The sequence below is a fragment of the Collinsella sp. D33t1_170424_A12 genome, from assembly GCF_015554865.1.
GTDB lineage: Bacteria > Actinomycetota > Coriobacteriia > Coriobacteriales > Coriobacteriaceae > Collinsella.
The window spans coordinates 1-3,754 of the sequence record NZ_JADNJJ010000171.1; the positions used below are offsets into that span (position 1 = coordinate 1).

Annotated in this window: 2 protein-coding genes; one reads left to right on the plus strand and one right to left on the minus strand. The window is 61.7% G+C overall.

What is annotated here, in order from left to right; all coding sequences use genetic code 11:
• Positions 1-2,091 (plus strand): DNA gyrase subunit A (locus tag I2E26_RS07380; RefSeq protein WP_195420219.1); only part of this gene is annotated, 2,091 nt, incomplete at its 5' end.
• Positions 2,092-2,935: 844 nt separating this feature from the next.
• Here the strand turns inward: I2E26_RS07380 and I2E26_RS07385 are convergent.
• The coding region (locus tag I2E26_RS07385; RefSeq protein ID WP_195420220.1) for a hypothetical protein at positions 2,936-3,754 on the minus strand (819 nt) is incomplete at its 5' end.

Consider the following 3,754-nt stretch of genomic DNA (forward strand, 5'->3'; position numbering starts at 1 on the left):
CGCGCGTTCCCCGAGATCGACGGCTTCAAGCCCTCGCACCGCAAGCTGCTCTACACCATGTACAAGATGGGCCTGCTGAAGGGCGACCGCCAGAAGAGTGCCAACATCGTAGGCCAGACCATGAAGCTCAACCCGCACGGCGACGCCGCCATCTACGAGACGATGGTCCGCCTCGCCACGGGCAACGAAGCGCTGCTCGCACCCTTCGTCGAGTCCAAAGGCAACTTCGGCAAATACTACTCGGGCGACCTGAGCTACGCCGCCTCGCGTTACACCGAGGCCAAGCTCTCCCCCATCTGCGCCGAGATCTTCAAGGATATCGACAAGGACCCGGTCGACTTCGTCGACAGCTACGACGGCGCCATGAAGGAGCCGCGCCTGCTGCCCACCACGTTCCCCAACATCCTGGTATCGGCCAACAAGGGCATCGGCGTGGCCATGGCCTCCGACATCTGCGGCTTCAACCTCAACGAGGTCTGCACCGCCACCATGCACTTCCTGCAGGATCCAAACTGCGACCTGCTAGAATACATGCCCATGCCCGACTTCTCCACCGGCGGCGAGATCATCTACCGCCGCGAGGAGATGGAGCGCATCATCGAGACGGGCCTGGGCAGCTTCCAGATCCGCTCGCGCTGGCGCTGGATCCCCGAAGAGCGCATCATCGAGGTCTACGAGATCCCCTACACCACCAAGACCGACGTCATCATCGACCGCATCATCAAGCTCTCCAAGGAGGGCAAGGTGCGCGAGATCGCCGACATCCGCGACGAGACCGACCTCTCCGGCCTGCGCATCGCCATCGACCTGAAGCGCGGCGTGGACCCCGAGAAGCTCATGGCCAAGCTCTATCGCAGCACCACGCTGCAGGATTCGTTCTCGTGCAACTTCAACGTGCTGGTGGACGGCTATCCGCGCGTGATGGGCGTGCGCCAGATCCTGCATGAGTGGGTCGCATGGCGCATCCAGTCGACGCGCCGCCGCGTGAACTTCGATCTGGGCAAGAAGTCCGAGCGCCTGCACCTGCTGCACGGCCTCGAGGCCATCCTCCTCGATATCGACAAGGCCATCGCCATCATCCGTGGCACCAAGCTCGAGGCCGAGGTCGTGCCCAACCTGATGCGCGGCTTCGATATCGATGAGACCCAGGCCGAGTTCGTAGCCGAGCTCAAGCTGCGCAACATCAACGAGGAGTACATCCTCAACCGCACCAAGGACATCGCGAAGCTCGAGGGTGAGATCGCCGAGCTCGAGGAGATCCTCTCGAGCGAGGACAACATCAAGAAGGTCATTTCCGACGAGCTGGCGGCGGTCAACAAGAAGTACGTCATGCCGCGCCGCACGGGCCGCATCGAGCCGTCCGACGTGATCGAGGTGAGCCTGGAGCCCGAGGTCGAGGAGTACCCGGTCACCATCATGCTCTCCCGCGAGGGCTATCTCAAGAAGATGACGGATCGCGTGCTGCGCAAGGGCGCCGCGCTCAAATACAAGGATGGCGACGAGCCGTTCATCGAGTTCCCGTCTGCCAACACGCACGAGCTGCTGGTGTTCACCAACATGAGCCAGGTATACAAGTGCAAGGTCGCGGCGTTCGAGGACACCAAGTCCGCGCAGCTGGGCTCGTACCTGCCCACCGACCTGGAGATGGAACCGGACGAGAGCGTTATCTGGGTCATCGACCCCGAGGACTACAAGGCCGACGTGCTGTTCATCTTCGAGAACGGCCGCGCCGTGCGCGTCGCGCTGGCGGGCTACGTCACCAAGACCAACCGCAAGCGCCTCAAGAACGCCATCTACGGCGGCTCCAAGCTGCTCTACGCGCAGGTGCTTAAGGAGGATCGCGACATCGCGCTGGTCTCCAACGACTTCCGCCTGATGAACTTCAACACGTCGCTGCTCAAGACCAAGACGACCACCAGCACGCAGGGCGTCCAAGCGTTCACCGCCAAGAAGGGGCGTATCGTCACATCCGTGAGCACGACCGAGGAGGTGCTGGGCGCGGGCGTCTCGACGGAGAAGTTCACCGCGCAGAGTCTGCCCTGCGCCGGCGCGCTCATGAAGGAAGACGACATGCCGAGCTTGTTCGACTAGGGGCTGGCAGCGCCCGCGCCGACCGGTCGGCTCGTCCGGCTGGCGCAGGTGTGCGCATGGGCACGAACTCGACAGCGTGCCCATGCACGCCTGAGGCTCAGACAACGACTCCGATCATTAAACACTCCGTGCAGCGGCTGATTCCGCCGACAACTCGCCTTGGATGGGCCATCTGCGACACCCAAATGCGTACCCATCATGTCGTACCTATCACGTTTTTCGTATTCGATTCCGGATTTGCCAAGTAGCTGTCGATTCTGTATCAATAAAAGCGTATGTCAACAAAGTGCGACTACTTTGGTATACAGAGCACTTTTTGCAAATCCGTACGAAAAACGCGACCAATACGACAAACCTCGACGCGCGAGCCCTGAGATACCAACAGCTGCAGGAAGCACACAGGCCTCAGCAGCTTGGCTCGCAAAGGTTGCCCAAAGGTTGCCAGGATTGTAGAAGCAACCTTGAAAGGCCTTGGCGCAGAGCGTTTGCTCGGGCAGCGGAAAACGACGCTCAATCCACCCAGCGATGCAAGCATGCCAGGAGCCGGCCCATTACAGTTTGAGACGTCCGTAAGGTCTGCCCTCGCCGCGTACATCGGGCTGCCCTCGCCGTGGGCGCAGTGCATGCGCCCGGCGCGGCCCAGCATCTCGGTCGCGGCGAGCTCGCGATACGAAGCGCCCCGGAATGCGCTCTTGCTCGTCCACTCATATGACCCATTCGCACGAAAACCTGGTGGCCGGGCATCTCAGTCGGAGGCATTGCCAAGGGCGCGCTGCATTATGGCCCAACCCGCACTCCCGACAAGCGCAAGGCACCCATCGAACTCCGCGTGGCCGCAGGGGCGTCACAACTCCGCCGGTGCACGACCACCCAGTGCGTTGTGCGGCATGACGTTCCATGCGGCCATCCAGACGCCCAGGATCTCGTTGAGATCTTCCATCGTGCTCACGCACGTCTCTTCCAAATCCCCAAGGGAGCGCTTCATCAGCTCGGTGGGCATGATCTTCCCATCCTCGTGAGCGATGTCGAACACAACGCTCTCCCATGTCGCCTTGAGGGCGAACCGGTCCGCGAGCTCGCGGTACCGATCCGCCAGCTGGACGCGGAAAACGGCAAGCTGCTCGGGATCTTCGAAGTCCACATCGGGAAACTGCGCCTCGAGCGATCCGCTCGCCACGCCTCCACGGGGCCCGTACGTCTGGCGCGCCAGCTCCAGGAACGAGGGGCGCTCGCCACCTTCTTCTCTGAGAACCTCTTTCATATGGTCCGCTATCACAACCGGGTAGAAGGCAACCACGTTGCCCGGGAAGAACCATTCGCCGCCCGACTTTGCGAGACGTGCCACGATGACCCCGCACGACCCCTTCCCGCCCTGACGGAAAAGCCCCTCGGAAAGCGAATAGTCGCGCACCTGGAATGTGTTGCCGGTGAAGGCGTCCTGCAGCTCGAGGCGATGTGCGGCTATATCGATGCGCTCGACTGAGAACATGCTGCTAAACTGGCATTTTTCCGCCTCGCGAAGCTGGCTCAGGTAGCCGTTACCGCGCCGGTCGGGATTCTCCTCGCAATACATTTCGACACCCGTAAGGCCACCCTCCAGGGGCCTATCGAAGATGGCCCACTCCAGCGAAAGATCATGAAGGCGCTCGACATCCTCATATGG